The following is a 16,785-nucleotide window of genomic DNA, read 5'->3' on the forward strand; positions in this document are numbered from 1 at the left end:
GTTGAGCTGAGGCCGCAGCAAAGGACGAAAGCGCCCAGTGTGTCCCCTGGCCTTTTCCTCGCAGCGCTGATCGCAGCACTTGTATTTGGCCTGCGCCACTTGCCCGGCATTGGTACGCTCAGCCCGCTCATTTTGGCCATACTGATCGGCATGGCGTTTCACAACCTGATCGGAACCCCCGCAATTGCAAAGGCTGGTGTGTCGTTTAGCCTCAAACGCATCTTACGCGCCGGAATCGTGTTGCTTGGCCTGCAACTTACGGTTCAGCAAGTCATCGCCGTGGGCGGCGTCGGTGTGGCGCTTATTGTTGCGACGCTGCTGGCCACATTCGCCTTTACCACTTGGCTAGGGCAGGTGTTGAAAGTGAATGCAAAACTGACGCAGTTGATCGCCTCCGGCAGTTCGATTTGCGGTGCCTCTGCTGTGATTGCCACCAATACCGTGACCCGTGGCAGTGATGAGGACGTGGCATATGCCGTTGCCTGCGTGACGATCTTTGGTTCCCTCTCGATGATGCTGATGCCCGTGATTGCAGGTCTGTTTGACATGGGCCCGCAGGCCTACGGCTTGTGGACCGGAGCGTCGATCCACGAGGTAGCACAGGTTGTCGCCGCCGCTTATGTGCGCGGGCAGGAAGCCGGAGAATTCGGCACTATTGCCAAGCTGACACGTGTTATGATGCTGGCCCCTGTCGTGCTGGGCCTTGGCTTTTTTGCCGCCCGCAAACTACGTCAAACTGGTGGCGTAGCGAACCGCGCGGCAGCCCCCTTGCCGTGGTTCGTATTCGGGTTCGTCGCCATGGTCGGACTGGCCAGCACGGGCTGGGTTCCTGAGGTCACAACGCCCTACACCACCGGCATCACGCAATTTCTGCTCGCCATGGCCCTCGCGGCGATGGGGCTAGAGACCGACATGCGCAAACTGGTGGCCGCAGGCATCAGGCCCGCGCTGTTGGGGGCCGGGGCTTGGATTTTCATTTCCTTTTTCAGCCTTGGTCTGGTTCTTCTACTGACATGACGCTTGAACAACTTAGAATCTTTATCGCTGTGGCCGAACGTGAGCATGTCACTCAAGCGGCGGCGTATCTTAACCTGACCCAGAGTGCGACCAGCGCCGCAGTTGCCGCGTTGGAGGAACGCCACGCCGTTCGCTTGTTTGATCGGGTTGGAAGGCGTGTTGTGCTCACAGACTCAGGAAGGTTGTTTCTAAGCGAGGCACGGGCCGTCGTGGCACGCGCTGAACAGGCAAAACGTCTGCTAGGTGATCTGGCTGGGATGAAACGCGGCACGCTGCGCTTGGGCGCCAGCCAGACAATTGCAAACTACTGGTTACCGCCTCTGATGCAGCGTTTTCGAGAGCATCATCCGGGCATCTCACTTGAACTCGCCGTCGGCAACTCCACCCTCGTGGCGCAGATGGTCCATGACGCTACCGTCGACCTCGGATTCGTCGAGGGAGAGATCACCGATGCGGCGCTGACCAGCCAAAGCTTGCCCGGTGATCAACTGGCGCTCGTTGTGGCCCCGGGGCATGATTGGCAGTGCCGCCCGCCTTCTGCGCCTGAAGACCTTAAGGCCAGTCCATGGGTGATGCGAGAGGCAGGTTCCGGCACCCGGTCGGCCTGCGAGAAGGCCCTTCTCGACCAAGGCCTATGCACCGATGACATAGAGATTGCGTTTGAGCTGCCATCGAACGAGGCTCTTTGTGTCGCGGTAGAAGCGGGTGCAGGCGCTGCGATCTTGTCGACCCTCGTCGTCGGGCGTGCAATCAAAGCAAACCGGCTGGTTTCAGTGAATTTCAGGCTACCGCAGCGCCAGTTTCATGTATTGCGCCACAAGGAACGGCATCTCTCATTGGCAGAACAGAAGTTCCTTGAACTAATCTGAGACCCTGCAATTCATGACGAATATTACGGCTAACAACGTGATAAGCTGACGTTACCAACGTTTCGATCCGCTGGAATACCCGCTAACCCATTCGCTTTACCCTCGTTTCAACAGGTCCGTTCGAATACGCGCGGAACGCCGTATGGCGGTCAGTGCAGCACCAATGGCTGCGATCCACAGCGCCCAAGTCAGGACCGTACCTGCCGCTGCGAACAGTGGTTCGAATACTGCCAATATCGCGGCGCCCGTCACCAATGCCATGCGCTGCGGTTTCGCCATTGGTCCCCGAAAGTCAGGTGCAAGGCCAGTTCCGGTACCCAACTCGCGGGTATAAGCCGTCAACACTGACATCGCGCCTGCCGCCAGCCCTAGCGAAAGATTTCCGACGCCCAAACCTACCCCTGCGAAGATCAGCAAGTCTGACACGCGGTCAGGAAATTCGTTCCAAAGCGGCCCGTCAGGCGCGCTTTTCCCCGCTTCGACCGCGACCATTCCATCAAACAGGTTACACAGCAGCCGTAACTGGCAGAAAAACGCACCAAGGATCAAGAATGCGCCGACACCGTAAACACTGCCCACATGACCACTGGCTGCGAACGCGACACCTGCCACAAGTGCAGTCCCCATGCTGGCTTGGGAGATAGCGTTGGGCGTCACCCCCTTGTTGGCAAGCCAAGCGGCACAGCCTGCGGCCCATTTCGTATCACGGCTGCTTAGGGGGCGGCGGTTTTTAAGGTTAATCATGGACATCTTTCTTGCTAATCTTTGAGCTTTACCGGTGCTGGCGCAGGATGTTGTAGGTAAAGATATAGCTTAATGACACGCCAAGCGGCACGGCGATTGTCATCGCTATTTCCGGCGTACCGCTTAACCAATGGGTCACAACCAGCAGAAGGGCCGAACCGCAAATCGCGACTAAGGGTGGCACCCAGTATCCAATTCCGCGCGAGAGGCGCGGACGCATCCAGTCGACAGAGTATTTCAGTCCGAATGTCAGGGCGGCCGAAATCAGACCCTGAACAAGCCCCGCGACAAGCATGGCGCGTGTACCGTGCTCTGCGTTGGCAAAAACGGCCCAACCGCCCATCGCCAAGAAACCGACCGCCACATGCAGCGGTGTCGAGGAGATCAGGCGCTGAATATTCAATGCAGATCCCAGTAAAACCGAACAATATGGAAGAAGATTGGCGCGGAAAAAATCACCGAATCCAACCGATCGATGAAGCCGCCATGCCCGGCGATAAGGTGGCCCCAATCCTTAACCCCACGGTCACGCTTGATCGCGGACATGACCAGCCCGCCGAAGAAACCCATCAATGTTATGACCAGCGACAGCGCAAATGCCTGCAGAACGGAAAACGGTGTGATCCAAAACAGAGCGGCACCCATTAGGCTAGCGCTGATGACACCGCCAACCAGCCCTTCTAAAGTCTTGGAAGGCGACAGGGTTGGCGCGATCTTGCGGCGGCCCATCAGTTTACCCCAGACATATTGCAAAACGTCTGAAGACTGCACGACGACGATCAAGAAGAAAATCAAAAACAGGTTTTTTCCCTCATAGCCGGGAATATTCAAGCTTAGCAGCGCGGGCACATGGCTGACGCAGAAGACCGCGATCATCAGGGCCCATTGGGCTTCGGATACCCGGATCAGGAAGTTCTCAGACTGCCCGCGTAACGTCGATAAAATTGGCATCAACAAGAATGCGTAAACTGGAATGAAGATCGAATAGAACCCATACCAGCCCATGCCAACAGATAGATATTGCAACGGAAGCACGATGAAAACGGCGGCGGCCAGCGCCCAATGATCCGCCGCGGCGGTGTTGGTCAACGTGAGAAATTCCCGTAGTGCTGCGAACGAGCAGATGGCAAACAGGATAACTACCCCCGCCGTGCCAGCGAGGAATGCAATCGCCATAATGGCAACCATTACCCACCACGCGTTGATCCGAGCCGTGAGGTTCTGGATTGTTAGGTTATCCGCTCCAGCGCGGCGCTTCAGGAGTTGAGCTGCCCCCGTCGCTATCAGAAGGACGGTCAGCACAAGGCCGAGCAGAATGATGAAATGTCCGTTCATGTCAGCTATTTCCTTCAGGATTTAATGCGACGAGGGCGCTTTCAGCGCGCGCGAGGAAACTCGCCTTATCCTCACCAGCTTCCAGCCGCATAGCTGCGCCAAAGGTGACGGTGCAAATCAACGGAATTGGTACCAAAGCCCCCTTGGGCATGACACGGTTTAGGTTTTCGATCCAAACCGGAACCATGTCGATCTCGGGGTTTTCCGTGGCAAGGTGAAATAAACCGGATTTAAACGGCAGCAGCGGAGACTGCCCGGTGTTGCGCGTACCTTCAGGAAATAGGATCAGACTATCACCGCTTTTGAGCGCGGCGCTCATCTGTGTCATTGGGTCGTCGGTGCGCGTCTCTGGATTACGGTCGATTAGGACGGCATTGAAAACATCCTTGCCGATGAATGACTTCAGCTTTGATGTCAACCAGTAATCTGCCCCCGCCACAGGACGGGCACGAAGGCGCAGATCAGGTGGAAGGACGGTCCAAACCAACACAAAATCTCCATGACTGTTGTGATTGGCAAAATAGATACGCTGGCCCTGCACCGGCTCGATACCGTCCCAAACTCCGCGGACGGCCGTCACGGCACGGGCAAAGCCAACGATGAGCGCAGCGGTCAAACGGGATGCTAGCCTCATAAGGTGTCTCCAAGCTGACGGCAGTTGCGCAAGGCCTACAAGACCCACACAGCGCTATTGCGAATTACGCCTACTGGACAAAACAAGAAGTATCTGACCGGCACAGTCACGTTAACGGGCTTGGGACCAAATTCCCAGTGCCCCAGTTCCCGCGAAACCAACCTAAATATGATCGTGAATAGTGGCGGACCCTAGAGGATTCGAACCTCTGGCCTCTGCCTTCGGAGGGCAGCGCTCTATCCAGCTGAGCTAAGGGTCCACTGAGGGGCGGTATAGCCAGACCGGCCCGCCCCTGCAATGGGAAATCAGGGTTCAGGTGAAGCGAAAATCAGGTCAGGCGAAAAGATCATGCGCCAGTTCAAGCGCTTCGACCAGTGTGTCCACTTCGGCGCGGGTGTTGTACATGCCAAACGACGCGCGACAGGTGGCCGAGACGCCGAGATGTGTCATTAAAGGTGCCGCGCAATGGTGCCCTGCGCGCACGGCCACACCCTTCTTGTCCAACACGGTCGAAATGTCATGGGCATGGGCCGCCCCGTCGAGTGTGAAGCTAAAGATCGCAGCTTTATCCGGCGTGGTGCCCTGCAAGTTAAGCCAATTCAAACCGCCAAGACGCGAGACCGCATAGTCGCGCAAACTATCCTCATGGGCGGCGATATTCTCCATCCCGTGATCCATCATGAAATCAAGCGCCACACCCAAACCAATGGTTGCAACGATGCCGGGCGTGCCTGCTTCGAACATCATTGGCGGATCATTATAGCTGATCGTGTCCTTGGTAACTTCGCGGATCATGTCACCGCCGCCGATAAAGGGGCGCATTTCAGCCATACGCTCGGATTTGATGTAAATCGCGCCGGAGCCGGAAGGGCCATAAAGCTTATGGCCAGTCACCGCGTAGAAATCACAACCTAGGTCTTGGACATCGACCGGCATGTGAACGGCCGCTTGCGAGCCGTCAACCAGCACCGGAACACCCTTTTCATGCGCTCCTGCGGTGATTGCCTTTACATTAACTTTAGTGCCCAAAACATTGGAAAGATGAGAGATTGCAACCAGTTTTGTCTTTGGCCCGATGGCATCGATCACCGCTTGCGGGTCCAATGCACCGGTGGCGTCCACATCAACCCACTTGAGCACGACGCCTTGTCGCTCACGCAGGAAATGCCACGGAACGATATTGGCGTGGTGCTCCATCACCGACAGAACGATCTCATCGCCAGCCTGCATGCGGGGCATGGCCCATCCATAGGCAACGGTGTTAATCCCCATCGTAGCGCCGGTGTTAAGTACAATCTCATCCTCAGACCCGGCATTAAGGAAACGTGCAACCGTACCGCGCACCCCCTCATACTTGTCTGTGGCTAGGTTAGAAAGATAGTGTAAACCACGGTGAACATTAGAGTATTCTTGCGCATAGGCCTGCGTGATCGCGTCGATCACCACCTGCGGTTTCTGCGCGGATGCCCCATTATCCAGATAGACCAGCGGCTTGCCATTCACCTGACGTGAAAGGATCGGAAACTGCGCCCGGACGGCTTCAACGTCGAACATGACTTATACTCCTTGGGCGGTCAGCCCGATCAAAGACAGCAAGAGGCCAAGGCCCAACAGAACCCCAAGCGCGGCACCTGCCAGTACAGCGGCCGCATGAAAAAGCCCCGGCAGATGCAACAGTTCGGCGACGAAATTCAGCAGGATCCAAAGGCCCCAGAATGTGACCACAAAAGAGGCCAGCATAGCCAATGGCGGCAGTGCGACCGTTAGCAGCAAGATCCCCAACTGCGCACAAAGCCGCAGCGCCTGTAGCCAAACCACCGCGGCCAAGAGGGGTTCAATCATACCCTGCCCGCCCATCGCGCGCCCAACCCACGACAGCGCATGGACATAGAGCACCATCAGCCCTCCCAACAGCGCGAAGAGGACAAGTGGTGATTGAAAGTAACTGGGCAGAGCCATGGCAGGCGGCGCAATGGCGAACATGGCCGAGATCACCAGCGCATTGAGCGCCGCAACCAAGGCCAAGGCTGTCCAGACGACCTCTCGGCTAAGTTGGAGGGCCGCGATCAGACCCGCCGCTGCGCGTGGGTTGCGCAGGGTGGTTTGCACAAGTGGGATCAAGGCTGCACTGTTCATCCTAGCCCCGCTGTGCCGCAAACAGGCCCGAGACCCAGAACCAGAAGAACACAGCCAACCAAACCGCGCCCACGATCTGCGCTTGGACCCCCGGCCCGATGAAACCAAGCGCAAGGCCCAGCAGCAACAGGATCGGCGCAGAGGCCAGCAGGGACCAGACCAAGGTCAGCCGTACCGCGTAACCTGTGAGCTTTTGACCCGCGACACGGCTGATCACCCATACCATTGCCGCAAATGCATAAAGCAACAGCGGCATCAAAAAGATCCAGAAAAACGCGCTCCAATACTGCCGAACCGAAAGCGGCCCTTCAGGATCAAGATGCGCCGCCCGCGCTTGATAAGGCGACAGTGCCACGAAGATCAGCAGCCCCGCCATCAGCGCGAACATCAACACGCGCACTTCGTTACGGCCCTGCGCAAGCAGCCCCGACATCACTGTGCCGGGGCCGCGATAGGTCGCAACGATATCGCTGGTAACAGCCATCAGCTGCTACGACGCTCCAACCAAGAGCTGAGACGCCCATTGATCTCTTCGCGCAGGCCTTCGGATTCGATTTCCTCAACCGCCTCGGCAAGGAAAGCGAGCGTCAAAAGATCGGTCGCTTCGGCATGAGACACACCGCGCGCGCGGAGGTAAAACAACGCCTCTTCGTCGATCGCGCCAGAGGTCGAGCCGTGCGAACAGGCAACATCATCGGCGTAGATTTCAAGCTCAGGCTTGGCAAGAAACTGGCTGTCTCCATCCAGCAGCAGCGATTGGCTGATCTGATAACCATCCGTTTTCTGCGCGCCTTCTTTAACAAGGATCTTGCCCTGAAACACGCCCGTCGCCCCGTTCCGCAGCACCTTTTTATAGACCTGACGGCTTTCGCAATTCACTGCATCATGGGTGATGAAGACCGTATCGTCATGGTGAAAATCGCCATCGCCAACACAGGCGCCTGCCACATGCGCCGACGCATCATCGCCCGTCAATTCGATCACGCATTCATTGCGCGTCATCGCGCCGTTTACGGTCACGGTAAAGCTCTTGAACAAAGACTCGGTGCCGAGACGGGTGAAGAGATGCGTCGCGGCGCGCCGTTCATGGTCACGCCCTTGCGCGCGCACATGGTGGAAGCGCGCGGTATCGGCTACTTCGACTTCCAAAACGGTGTTGAAACGTGCCGCTGCGGGTCCGTTCTCCAACAGGGTCACTTCGGCCCCTTTGTCGAGCTTTACCACATGGTGTAACATCGCATCAGAAGTTTCTGATTTATGGTGGTAAACTAGGTTGATCGGCTTGCTTGGCGTGCCTGTCACATGGATCAAAACACCATCACTGGCGTAGGCCGTGTTCAGTGCCGCAAGTGGGCGTGCGACTGGGGTCTGGCCGTTCTTTTCCAATTTCCCATAGAGGTCACGCGCCCAATGCAGATCACTGTTCGCCGTCGCGAGTCGGTCAATGCTGACACCTTCGAGCGACAGATCATCGGAGGCTTCGGCGTCGAAGACCCCATCCACAAACACAATACGCAAACGCTCGGTATCATCGAACAGCGGCGCATCACCGTGATCAAAGATCGCAGCCGGAACAGGTTCGGCTTGTGTGAGCGTATCGGGGCGTGTGAACTTCCAATACTCATCACGGCGTTGCGGCAAGCCCATTGTGCGCACACGCGCCAGCGCGTCTTCACGCGCCGCCTGCGCCCAGCCACCCTGCGGCATATCGAGGGATGCGATCATCGCCTCGGTCGGGGTTTCTTGGAGTTTTGCTTCGGCCATTACGCCACCTCGGCGAGGATGTCGGCGTAACCGTTGTTTTCGACTTCAAGCGCCAGCTCAGGGCCACCGGTCTTGATGATGCGGCCATCTGACATGATGTGCACGACATCGGGTTTGATGTGGTCCAGAAGCCGCTGGTAGTGCGTGATCACAAGGAAACCACGGCCTTCGGTACGCAATGCGTTGACGCCTTCGGCGACCAGCTTCATCGCGTCAACGTCAAGACCGGAGTCGGTTTCGTCCAAGATGCACATCTTCGGCTCAAGCATCGCCATCTGAAGAATTTCATTGCGCTTTTTCTCGCCGCCCGAGAAGCCCATGTTCACGGGGCGTTTCAGCATATCGGCATCGATTTTCAAATCCTTTGCCTTGGCGCGGATTTCCTTAAGGAAGTCAGCCGCCGACATTTCCTCTTCGCCACGCGCCTTACGCTGCGCGTTTACGGCGGTCCGTAGGAAGGTCATGTTGCCGACACCGGGAATTTCGACCGGGTATTGAAAGGCCAAAAACAGGCCAGCTGCGGCACGCTCTTCAGGCTCCAGATCAAGCAGATCGTTGCCTTCCAGTGTTGCGGAACCGTCGGTCACCTCATAGCCGTCTTTGCCGGAAAGCACATAGCTCAGTGTCGATTTGCCCGAGCCGTTCGGCCCCATGATGGCATGCACCTTACCGGCCTCGACTTCCAGGTCGACGCCTTTGAGGATTTGCTTGTCCTCTTCTTCCAGTTTCACGTGCAGGTTTTTAATGCTCAGCATTTCGGTCTCCTTCTGGCGCGCGCTCGCGCCGCAATATCAATATTCTGTTTTCCATCAGGGGCTTCCCCCTGCGTATTAAAGTTATCACTACCATCGGCCGACGCGCTGCGCTGCGGGACACTAGCCCTCAATGCTGCGCAACACGCCATGCCCGATCAGCCGACAGAGCCTTCCAGCGAGATTGCCACAAGCGCTTGGGCTTCCATCGCGAATTCCATCGGCAAGGCCTGCAGAACGTCCTTGCAGAAACCGTTCACCACCAGCGCCACGGCCTCTTCTTCGTCCATCCCACGCGAGCGGCAGTAGAACATCTGATCGTCGTCCACCTTGGACGTTGTCGCCTCGTGCTCCACGCGGCTCGAGTTATTCTTCACCTCGATATAAGGCACCGTATGCGCCCCGCATTCCGAGCCGATTAACAGGCTGTCGCACTGGGTGTAGTTGCGCGATTCCTTGGCCTTGGGGTGCATCGACACCAGACCACGGTAGGTGTTTTGCGCCTTACCGGCAGAGATCCCCTTGGACACGATGCGCGACTTGGTGCGCTTGCCGAGGTGCACCATCTTCGTGCCGGTATCGGCCTGCTGCATGTTGTTGGCAATGGCGATGGAATAGAACTCGCCTTGGCTATCGTCACCGCGCAGGATGCAGGACGGGTATTTCCACGTCACGGCGGAGCCGGTTTCGACCTGCGTCCACATTACCTTGGCCCGGTCACCCCGGCAGTCGGCACGCTTGGTCACGAAGTTATAGATGCCGCCCTTGCCGTTTTCATCGCCGGGATACCAGTTCTGAACGGTGGAGTATTTCACCTCAGCGTCTTCTTCGATGATGATCTCGACCACGGCGGCGTGCAACTGGCTCTCATCGCGCTGCGGCGCGGTGCAGCCTTCGAGATAGCTGACGTAAGAGCCCTTGTCGGCGATGATCAACGTGCGCTCGAACTGACCGGTGTTTTCGGCGTTGATGCGGAAATAGGTCGACAGTTCCATTGGGCAGCGCACGCCCGGCGGAACGTAGACGAAGGAGCCATCGGAGAAGACGGCGGAGTTCAGCGTGGCATAGAAGTTATCCGACACCGGCACGACCGAGCCGAGGTACTTGCGCACCAGTTCAGGATGCTCGCGGATTGCCTCAGAGATCGAGCAAAAGATAACACCCGCCTTCTTCAGTTCCTCTTGAAACGTCGTGCCGACAGAGACGGAGTCAAACACGGCGTCCACAGCCACCTTGCGGCCTTCTGCTGGCGCATCCTCAGCGCCTTCGACACCGGCCAAGATCATCTGCTCTTTCAGCGGGATGCCCAGCTTTTTGTAAGTATCCAAAAGCTTTGGGTCGACGTCATCCAAAGACTTGGGTTTTTCCGCCATGCTTTTGGGGCGCGCATAGTAATACTGGTCCTGAAAATCGATTTCAGGGTAGTCGACCATCGCCCAATCGGGTTCTTTCTTGGTCAACCAACGATCATAAGCTGCGAGACGCCATTCGGTCATCCACTCCGGCTCTTCGTTCTTTTCCGAGATCAGCCGCACGATGTCTGGCGTCAGCCCTTTTGGGGCGTATTCCATTTCGATGTCGGTGGACCAACCATATTTGTATTTGCCGCCGACTTCGCGCACGGCATCCACGGTTTCCTGGTCAACGCCTTCTTTGACGCCGTCATTCTCTTTGAGGGTCATATTATCCAAGGTTTCGGTTCCTTTCCGTGGCGGCGCTCAGGCGGCCCGCGTTTCGTGCTTTTTCATTTTTGCGGTCCAGCTTGTCGCGAACCGCAAGACATCTTCCCGGGTGGTTTGCAGGCCCAGCGACACCCGGATCGCGCTGGCGGCCTGTGTTTCATCAAAGCCCATGGCGCGCAATACGGCACTGGCGCGTACCTTGCCGCTGGAACAGGCCGATCCTGCGGAGATGGCAAAACCTGCAAGATCCATCTGCATGACCTGCGTCTCACCTTTCCAGCCGGGCGAGATGATGCAGGAGGTGTTGGGCAGACGCGGTGCGTCTTTTCCTACAGAAATAGTCAACTTTGAGGCGTCCGCAAGGGTCACTTCCAGCAAATCACGAAGCTGTGCCACCTCTTCCCAACGGCCCGCAGCCACATCTGCCGCAGCCGCTTCTGCTGCCGCGCCAAAGCCTGCTATTCCGGGGATATTCTCGGTGCCCGAACGGCGGCCCATCTCTTGCCCACCGCCCCGCAACTGCGCAGCCACGTCGATGCCCCGCTTGACGATCAGCGCACCTATGCCTTTCGGCCCGCCCAGCTTATGGGCAGAGACGAGGATGAAATCAGCGCCAGAAGTGGCCATTTTGAACGAAGTTTTCCCCACCGCCTGCACCGCATCAACCAGCACATAAGGCGTGCTTTCCATCGCCCAACATTGTTGCGCCAGCGTCATGGTCTGCTGCAGCACACCCGTCTCGCTATTGGCCGCCTGAAGGGCCACCACATCGGCCCCCTCGGCAATGCTCAGATCACCGTCCCAGATGCCCTTAGCATCGACCCCCAGTCGATCCGCCTGCCCCCACGACAGGACCGCGTCATGCTCTACCGCCGATGTGACCACCCGCGTGCCCAAAGAGACGGCAAGTGCAGCCGCTTCGGTGGCGCCAGAGGTAAAGATCACATCAACCGGATCGCAGCCCACCAACCCGGCCACCTGCGTGCGCGCACGCTCGACCATGGCTTTGGCCGCGCGGCCTTCGGCATGGACCGAAGACGGGTTGCCGGGCAGGTCCATCGCCGCGAGCATTGCTGCACGTGCTTCTGCCCGCAGCGGCGTGGTTGCGTTATGGTCGAGATAGGCTCTCACGTCTCATCCACCACGGCAAAGAGGGTTGGCACCGCAGGGCATGGGGTCAATTCATTCTCAACCACATCTGACAAACGCGTTTGATGCAGGAAAACATAGACATGCGCGCTTAACCCTTGCCAGAGACGGTTGGTCAGCGATTGCGCACGGCTTCCCGACAAGCCGCCAGAGGCGCCTGCCCCTTTGTGCATCGCGTCCACTGTCTCATCCACAGCGGCCAAAACATCGACCACCCGAATATCGACTGGCGAGCGCGCCAAACGGTATCCTCCGCCGGGGCCGCGTACAGAGGTCACAAGCTCGGCGCGCCGCAGTTTGACGAACAATTGTTCCAGATAGGGCAAAGACACCGACTGCCGTTCGGCAATGTCACCCAGCGACACAAGCGACCCTTCGGGCTGCAACGCAATATCGGCCAAAGCGACCATGGCATAACGCCCTTTGGTAGATAGCTTCATCGTCTTACCCTCACTCGCCGTGCCATTTGATTGACGTGGGCGGCTTAAATGCCTAAGTCCAAAGACTGATCCACGCGACACTGCGCGGAACCAGATTTAGAACCGTTCTAAGGTGGCATAGCGAATTCGTCAACTATTCGCAGCGATCTTTGAACCCCCAGACAGGGACACCCATGCCCGAGGTTATTTTTCCCGGACCCGAAGGCCGCCTTGAAGGCCGCTACCACCCCCAAAAAGAACGTGACGCCCCGATTGCCATCGTGCTGCATCCGCACCCGCAGTTTGGCGGGACGATGAATCACAAGGTTGTCTATAACCTGCACTATGCGTTCTACAACATGGGTTTCACCGTGTTGCGCTTTAACTTCCGTGGCGTAGGCCGCAGCCAAGGCGAATATGACCAAGGCATTGGCGAGCTGTCCGACGCGGCCTCTGCGCTTGATTACCTGCAGTCGATGAACAACAACTCCAAGCATTGCTGGGTTGCTGGTTTTTCCTTCGGCGCATGGATCGGCATGCAACTGCTGATGCGCCGGCCCGAGATCACCGGCTTCATCTCGGTCTCGCCGCCCGCAAATATGTACGACTTTTCGTTCCTCGCGCCCTGCCCGGCCTCTGGTCTGGTCATCAATGGCACTGCCGACCGCGTGGCGCCGCCTGCGGACACGACTAATCTGGTCAGCAAGCTGCATGAGCAAAAGGGCATCACGATCACCCATCAGGAGGTCGAAGGCGCAGGACACTTCTTTGAAGAGCCGCATATGGACACGTTGATCAGCTCGACCAGCGACTATGTGAAACGCCGCCTGACGGAATCCACGCGCTGATGGCGGATGCGGTCGTTATCGAACTGGCCAATAAGCTTGCCGAGGAATGTCTCGCTGTGCAGGCCGAGACCGGTGAGGAGCGGCTTTTTATGGAAGTCGGCGAGGTGCTTGGCGCCTCGTCGCAAACGCTCGAAGAAGCCTTTTTGACGGCCATCCGTACGCGGATGGCCAACGACAAGGCCCGCGGCTTTCTCGCCCGCAAACTCCGCGAACATCGTGGCAAGGCAGGGGCATGACCGAGCGGCTCAACCAGCAGATCGCCTTTCTGAACGAGGCCGACAAGCTCAAGACCATCCTGCGCGGCACCACTCTGTGCGATGCTAGCCGGGCCGAAAATTCTGCCGAACACTCATGGCACCTAACTCTCTACGCACTGGTGCTGGCCGATCAGGCCGGGCCTGAGGTGGACATCAACCGCGTCATCAAAATGCTGATCCTGCACGACCTTGTCGAGATCGATGCGGGCGACAATCCGATTTTTGGCGACTACGATGCCGCCGATATGGAAGCGCAGGAACAAATCGCCGCCGACCGCATCTTTGGCTTGCTACCCCCCGATCTGCGCGATGACCTGCGCGGGATTTGGGAGGAGTTTGAAGCCGCCGAAAGCCCCTCGGCCCGCTTTGCCAAATCGCTCGATCGGTTCCAGCCGCCGATGCAGAACCTCGCCTCAGGCGGTGGCAGTTGGACCGACTACAACGTCTCAGAGGCGCAAATCGAAGAGAAGGTCGGTCGCAAGATCGCCATCGGCGCCCCTGCCCTTTGGGCCTACGCCCGCGCCCGCATAAGCAGCTTTTTTGCCGGGGCCGACGCCTAAGCGCGAGCTTCGGCATACCATGGTATACGATCTTCCTCTTTGGCCCCGGATAGGCTAAAGCACGGACAAATGCATCCCCAACCAAAGGAATTCGTCATGTCGAAGATTAAGGTAGAAAACCCCATCGTCGAACTCGACGGCGATGAGATGACCCGGATCATCTGGGATTTCATCAAGAAAAAGCTGATCACGCCCTATCTTGACGTTGACCTGAAGTATTACGACCTCGGCATGGAAGTCCGGGATGAGACCGACGATCAGATCACCGTCGACGCGGCCCATGCGATCCGCGAGCATGGCGTCGGCGTGAAATGCGCGACCATCACGCCCGATGAAGCGCGGGTTGAGGAATTTGGCCTCAAGCGCATGTACCGCAGCCCTAACGGCACCATCCGCAATATTCTGGGCGGCGTGATCTTCCGCGAGCCGATCATTTGCCGCAATGTGCCGCGCCTCGTGCCGGGCTGGACCCAGCCAATCGTCGTAGGCCGTCATGCCTTTGGCGACCAATACCGCGCCACCGATTTCCGCTTCCCCGGCAAGGGTAAGCTGACCATCAAGTTCGTTGGCGACAATGGCGAGACCATCGAAAAAGAGGTCTTCGACGCGCCTTCCGCTGGCGTCACCATGGCCATGTACAACCTCGACGATTCGATCCGTGATTTCGCGCGCGCGTCTTTTAACTACGGTCTGAACCGCGGCTGGCCTGTGTATCTTTCGACCAAGAATACAATTCTAAAAGCCTATGACGGGCGCTTCAAAGACCTGTTCCAAGAGATCTTTGACGCTGAATTTGCCGAGGATTTTAAAAAGAAGAGCATCTGGTACGAACACCGTCTGATCGACGACATGGTCGCCTCGGCTATGAAATGGTCGGGAGGCTATGTCTGGGCCTGCAAGAACTACGACGGCGACGTGCAGTCCGACACCGTGGCGCAGGGCTTTGGCTCGCTCGGTCTGATGACCAGCCAGCTGATGACCCCCGATGGCAAGATCGTGGAGGCCGAGGCCGCGCACGGCACAGTGACGCGCCACTACCGCCAGCACCAGAAGGGCGAGGAAACCTCGACCAATTCCATTGCGTCGATCTACGCTTGGACCGGCGGGCTGAAGCACCGCGGCAAGCTGGACGATAATACGGCGCTGATCAACTTCGCCGAGACGCTGGAGAAGGTCGTTGTGGACACGGTCGAGGCGGGCTTCATGACCAAAGACCTCGCGCTGTTGGTTGGCCCCGATCAGGGCTGGCTAACGACCATGGGGTTCTTGGAGAAGGTGGATGAGAACCTCAACAAGGCGCTGGCGGGCTGAACTGGCATGATGCAAGATGACAGGGGGTCGCAGCGATGCGGCCCCTTTTTTCGTAGGCCCGTTGGGATCAAGCTACAAGCGCCTTCTGATCGCCGACCCGCGGGCAGCCGCTGGCCCTCAATCCCCTACTGCCCCCGGTTATGCGTTCGCGCGTAAAGCTTGGCGATGATCCCGCTGGCGGTCTTCTCGAACAGGCAGGGGATAAGCGCATGCATCAGTGCCGCACCCGCCGCTGCAAAAAGCAGGCCCGAGAACTTCAGCGCGAAGGCCATATGTTCAAAGAATGTCTCATCCACCTTGGCGGGATGGTCGAGGAAGATGCGTGCGATCATGGAAAACTCCTGTAACTGACTTTGCATCAAAATAGACCAAAAGCCCTGTGACGTTTTCTCAAATCTGTGCAGATATATACTTGCCTATGGGAAAACTTCCCGCCAGATTTCCTAGATGACAACACTTGATGAAATTGACCGGCGCTTATTGGTCGAACTGCAACGTGATGCGGCCCAATCGCTCGAAGCGCTTGGCGCGGCGGTGAACCTATCGCGTAACGCCTGCTGGCGGCGCATTCGTACGTTGGAAAAGGCCGGCATTATTAAAGGCCGCGTGACCCTCTTGAACGCCGCAAAACTTGGCCTTGGCCTTAGTGTCTTTATCCAAGTGCGCACCAACGCCCATGCGCCCGACTGGCTTGAGAAGTTCTCCAAAGCCACGCAATCCATGCCCGAAATCCTTGGCGTCTACCGCATGACCGGGGATCTGGACTATTTGATCCGGGCGCGGGTTGCGGATATGGCGGGTTACGATCAATTGTATCAAGATCTCATTCGCCGGGTGCCGCTTTCGGATGTCTCGGCCAGTTTCGTGATGGAAGAGATCAAGGAAACCACGCAACTCCCCCTTTGATAAAGGCGCGCCCCCATGCATTACTTGTGGCTGTTCATCGCGATCATCGCGGAAACCATCGGCACGACCGCGTTGCAAGCCTCGCAGCAGTTTACCCGGCTTTGGCCCTCGGTGGCGGTGGTCGTGTTCTATCTCGTGTCGTTTTATTTCATGGCGCTGGCGCTAAAGGTCATGCCGGTTGGGATCGTCTATGCCATTTGGTCGGGCCTTGGCATCGTCTGCATCGCAGCGATTGGCTACTTACTTTTTGACCAGCGGCTTGATGGTCCGGCCCTGCTCGGGCTGAGTTTCATCATCACAGGCATTCTGATAATTCATCTCTTTTCCGGCACCACCACCCATTAAAGTGGCAGGCGCGCAGCGATGGACCGCGCAAGCGGCATCCATCGGGCATTAGGGCTA

21 protein-coding genes and 1 tRNA gene are annotated in these 16,785 nt (G+C 57.7%); 8 read left to right on the forward strand and 14 right to left on the reverse strand.

The genetic code is table 11. The features are described 5' to 3' along the window. Window positions 1-39 precede the first annotated feature (39 nt). Window positions 40-1,017: a YeiH family protein gene (locus tag ACSQ16_RS11665; RefSeq protein ID WP_243263053.1), complete on the forward strand. Its 978-nt coding sequence runs from the start codon at window positions 40-42 to the stop codon at window positions 1,015-1,017. Then, a complete protein-coding gene (locus tag ACSQ16_RS11670) occupies window positions 1,014-1,886 on the forward strand; it encodes a LysR substrate-binding domain-containing protein (RefSeq protein WP_243263052.1) in 873 nt (290 codons plus the stop codon). The genes ACSQ16_RS11665 and ACSQ16_RS11670 overlap by 4 nt, the downstream gene beginning before the upstream one ends. A 96-nt stretch (window positions 1,887-1,982) precedes the next feature. Here the strand turns inward: ACSQ16_RS11670 and ACSQ16_RS11675 are convergent, their stop codons facing one another. The 13 genes from ACSQ16_RS11675 to ACSQ16_RS11735 form a co-directional block, all read right to left on the reverse strand. Next, complete coding sequence (locus ACSQ16_RS11675) at window positions 1,983-2,630, reverse strand: CDP-alcohol phosphatidyltransferase family protein (protein WP_435988494.1); 648 nt, start codon at window positions 2,628-2,630, stop codon at window positions 1,983-1,985. 28 nt (window positions 2,631-2,658) lie between these two features. Beyond that, window positions 2,659-3,033, reverse strand: a complete 375-nt coding sequence (locus tag ACSQ16_RS11680; protein ID WP_243263050.1) for a hypothetical protein — start codon at window positions 3,031-3,033, stop codon at window positions 2,659-2,661. Further along, window positions 3,030-3,965: a phosphatidate cytidylyltransferase gene (locus tag ACSQ16_RS11685; protein ID WP_243263049.1), complete on the reverse strand. Its 936-nt coding sequence runs from the start codon at window positions 3,963-3,965 to the stop codon at window positions 3,030-3,032. The genes ACSQ16_RS11680 and ACSQ16_RS11685 overlap by 4 nt, the downstream gene beginning before the upstream one ends. A 1-nt stretch (window position 3,966) precedes the next feature. Beyond that, the gene (locus ACSQ16_RS11690) at window positions 3,967-4,599 is read right to left on the reverse strand and encodes a lysophospholipid acyltransferase family protein (protein ID WP_317406215.1); all 633 of its coding nucleotides are present in this window, start codon (window positions 4,597-4,599) and stop codon (window positions 3,967-3,969) included. 182 nt (window positions 4,600-4,781) lie between these two features. Then, window positions 4,782-4,858 (reverse strand) — tRNA-Arg (locus ACSQ16_RS11695). A 74-nt stretch (window positions 4,859-4,932) separates the two neighbouring features. Next, entirely contained in the window at window positions 4,933-6,153 is a 1,221-nt protein-coding gene (locus ACSQ16_RS11700; RefSeq protein WP_243263047.1) for a cysteine desulfurase, read from the reverse strand. A 3-nt stretch (window positions 6,154-6,156) separates the two neighbouring features. Further along, entirely contained in the window at window positions 6,157-6,735 is a 579-nt protein-coding gene (locus ACSQ16_RS11705; RefSeq protein WP_243263046.1) for a YIP1 family protein, read from the reverse strand. Window position 6,736: 1 nt separating this feature from the next. Continuing rightward, window positions 6,737-7,219 (reverse strand): YIP1 family protein, encoded by a 483-nt coding sequence (locus ACSQ16_RS11710; protein WP_243263045.1) that lies wholly within the window; start codon window positions 7,217-7,219, stop codon window positions 6,737-6,739. Beyond that, window positions 7,219-8,499, reverse strand: coding sequence for a Fe-S cluster assembly protein SufD (gene sufD, locus ACSQ16_RS11715; RefSeq protein ID WP_243263044.1), 1,281 nt, complete (start codon window positions 8,497-8,499; stop codon window positions 7,219-7,221). The genes ACSQ16_RS11710 and sufD overlap by 1 nt, the downstream gene beginning before the upstream one ends. Next, window positions 8,499-9,254 carry a Fe-S cluster assembly ATPase SufC gene (gene sufC, locus ACSQ16_RS11720; protein ID WP_093926305.1) on the reverse strand — a complete coding sequence of 252 codons (756 nt, stop codon included), beginning with the start codon at window positions 9,252-9,254 and terminating at the stop codon, window positions 8,499-8,501. Before sufC ends, sufD begins: the two co-directional genes overlap by 1 nt. A 155-nt stretch (window positions 9,255-9,409) precedes the next feature. After that, a complete protein-coding gene (gene sufB, locus ACSQ16_RS11725) occupies window positions 9,410-10,933 on the reverse strand; it encodes a Fe-S cluster assembly protein SufB (protein WP_093926306.1) in 1,524 nt (507 codons plus the stop codon). A 36-nt stretch (window positions 10,934-10,969) separates the two neighbouring features. After that, the gene (locus ACSQ16_RS11730; protein ID WP_243263161.1) at window positions 10,970-12,004 is read right to left on the reverse strand and encodes an aminotransferase class V-fold PLP-dependent enzyme; all 1,035 of its coding nucleotides are present in this window, start codon (window positions 12,002-12,004) and stop codon (window positions 10,970-10,972) included. A gap of 56 nt (window positions 12,005-12,060) precedes the next feature. Further along, window positions 12,061-12,522 (reverse strand): Rrf2 family transcriptional regulator, encoded by a 462-nt coding sequence (locus ACSQ16_RS11735; protein ID WP_243263043.1) that lies wholly within the window; start codon window positions 12,520-12,522, stop codon window positions 12,061-12,063. Between the two features lie 173 nt (window positions 12,523-12,695). Here ACSQ16_RS11735 and ACSQ16_RS11740 point away from each other — a divergent pair, with 173 nt between their 5' ends. From ACSQ16_RS11740 to ACSQ16_RS11755, 4 genes are all read left to right on the forward strand, one after another. Beyond that, window positions 12,696-13,349: an alpha/beta hydrolase gene (locus ACSQ16_RS11740; RefSeq protein WP_243263042.1), complete on the forward strand. Its 654-nt coding sequence runs from the start codon at window positions 12,696-12,698 to the stop codon at window positions 13,347-13,349. Continuing rightward, window positions 13,349-13,585: a hypothetical protein gene (locus ACSQ16_RS11745; protein ID WP_093926310.1), complete on the forward strand. Its 237-nt coding sequence runs from the start codon at window positions 13,349-13,351 to the stop codon at window positions 13,583-13,585. The genes ACSQ16_RS11740 and ACSQ16_RS11745 overlap by 1 nt, the downstream gene beginning before the upstream one ends. Next, window positions 13,582-14,166, forward strand: coding sequence for an HD domain-containing protein (locus tag ACSQ16_RS11750; RefSeq protein ID WP_243263041.1), 585 nt, complete (start codon window positions 13,582-13,584; stop codon window positions 14,164-14,166). Before ACSQ16_RS11745 ends, ACSQ16_RS11750 begins: the two co-directional genes overlap by 4 nt. Window positions 14,167-14,262: 96 nt before the next feature. After that, entirely contained in the window at window positions 14,263-15,477 is a 1,215-nt protein-coding gene (locus ACSQ16_RS11755; protein ID WP_243263040.1) for an NADP-dependent isocitrate dehydrogenase, read from the forward strand. Window positions 15,478-15,602: 125 nt separating this feature from the next. Here ACSQ16_RS11755 and ACSQ16_RS11760 read toward each other — a convergent pair whose 3' ends face one another. Next, window positions 15,603-15,809, reverse strand: a complete 207-nt coding sequence (locus ACSQ16_RS11760) for a DUF6356 family protein (protein ID WP_243263039.1) — start codon at window positions 15,807-15,809, stop codon at window positions 15,603-15,605. 115 nt (window positions 15,810-15,924) lie between these two features. Between ACSQ16_RS11760 and ACSQ16_RS11765 the strand changes: the two genes are divergently transcribed. Together ACSQ16_RS11765 and ACSQ16_RS11770 are read left to right on the forward strand one after the other, a co-directional pair. After that, window positions 15,925-16,383 carry an Lrp/AsnC family transcriptional regulator gene (locus ACSQ16_RS11765; RefSeq protein WP_243263038.1) on the forward strand — a complete coding sequence of 153 codons (459 nt, stop codon included), beginning with the start codon at window positions 15,925-15,927 and terminating at the stop codon, window positions 16,381-16,383. Between the two features lie 15 nt (window positions 16,384-16,398). Then, window positions 16,399-16,728 (forward strand): DMT family transporter, encoded by a 330-nt coding sequence (locus tag ACSQ16_RS11770; protein ID WP_093926315.1) that lies wholly within the window; start codon window positions 16,399-16,401, stop codon window positions 16,726-16,728. Window positions 16,729-16,785 lie beyond the last annotated feature (57 nt).

It is taken from the genome of Sulfitobacter sp. SH24, assembly GCF_965641895.1.
Taxonomy (GTDB): domain Bacteria; phylum Pseudomonadota; class Alphaproteobacteria; order Rhodobacterales; family Rhodobacteraceae; genus Sulfitobacter; species Sulfitobacter dubius.